This is a genomic window from Micromonospora sp. NPDC047620, assembly GCF_043205005.1.
Lineage (GTDB): Bacteria > Actinomycetota > Actinomycetes > Mycobacteriales > Micromonosporaceae > Micromonospora.
Genome location: NZ_JBIDDG010000174.1, coordinates 1 through 1123, shown reverse-complemented (window position 1 = coordinate 1123; position 1123 = coordinate 1). Strand labels below are relative to the sequence as shown.

Annotated in this window: 2 protein-coding genes; both read left to right on the top strand. The window is 67.3% G+C overall.

The annotated features are described in order from the left end of the window. The coding region (locus ACGF5C_RS35055; RefSeq protein WP_393308754.1) for an aminotransferase class I/II-fold pyridoxal phosphate-dependent enzyme at positions 1 to 480 on the top strand (480 nt) is incomplete at its 5' end. A 14-nt stretch (positions 481 to 494) separates the two neighbouring features. Beyond that, positions 495 to 1123, top strand: a 629-nt coding sequence (gene hisB / locus ACGF5C_RS35050) for an imidazoleglycerol-phosphate dehydratase HisB (RefSeq protein WP_393308752.1), incomplete at its 3' end; no start/stop codon positions are given.

Sequence of the window (1123 nt, the reverse complement as noted above, 5' to 3'; positions counted from 1 at the left end):
GCGCTCATCGACCGATATCCGGCGAAGCTGGTGGTCAGCCGCACCATGAGCAAGGCCTTCGCCTTCGCCGGTGGGCGGCTCGGCTATCTGGTCGCCGCGCCCGCGGTGATCGAGGCGATGCTGCTCGTGCGGCTGCCGTACCACCTGTCGGTGGTCACCCAGGCCGCCGCCCGCGCCGCGCTGCGCCACGCCGACGAAACCCTGGCCAGTGTCGCCGAACTCGCCGCGCAGCGGGAACGGGTGGCGACGGCGTTGCGCGAGATGGGGTTCGAGGTGGTGACCTCGGATGCGAACTTCCTGCTGTTCGGCTACTTCGCCGACGCACCCCGCACCTGGCAGCGCTATCTGAACGAGGGCGTGCTGATCCGCGACGTCGGCATTCCCGGCTATCTGCGCACCACCATCGGACTGGCCGCCGAGAACGACGAATTCCTGCGCGTGAGCGAGATGCTGGTGGCCACCGAGGTGATCTCCCGATGAGTACGGAAGCGAGTATGAATCGAACCGCCCGGGTGGAACGCACCACCCGCGAATCCAGCATCGTGGTCGAGCTGAATCTCGACGGCACGGGCCGGACCGACATATCCACCGGCGTCCCGTTCTACGACCACATGCTCACCGCCTTCGGCCAGCACGGCAGCTTCGATCTGACCGTGCAGGCCAAGGGCGATATCGAGATCGAGGCCCATCACACCGTCGAGGACACCGCCATCGTCATCGGGCAGGCGCTCGGTGAGGCGCTGGGCGACAAGAAGGGCATCCGCCGCTTCGGCGACTGCTACATCCCGATGGACGAAACCCTCGCCCACGCCGTCGTCGACGTATCCGGCCGCCCGTACTGCGTCCACGACGGCGAGCCGGAACGGCTGCTGCACACCGTGATTCCCAGCGCCGGTCCCGGTGCCTCGTATTCCACGGTGCTGAACCGGAACGTCTTCGAATCGATCGCCCTCAACGCCCGCATCGCGCTGCACGTGCGCGTGCTGTACGGCCGCGACCAGCACCACATCACCGAGGCCGAATTCAAGGCAGTCGCACGGGCTTTGCGCGCCGCCGTCGAACCCGAGCCCCGGGTCAGGGGTGTGCCGTCCACGAAGGGAACGGTGTGTATGCGGTTGTGCTG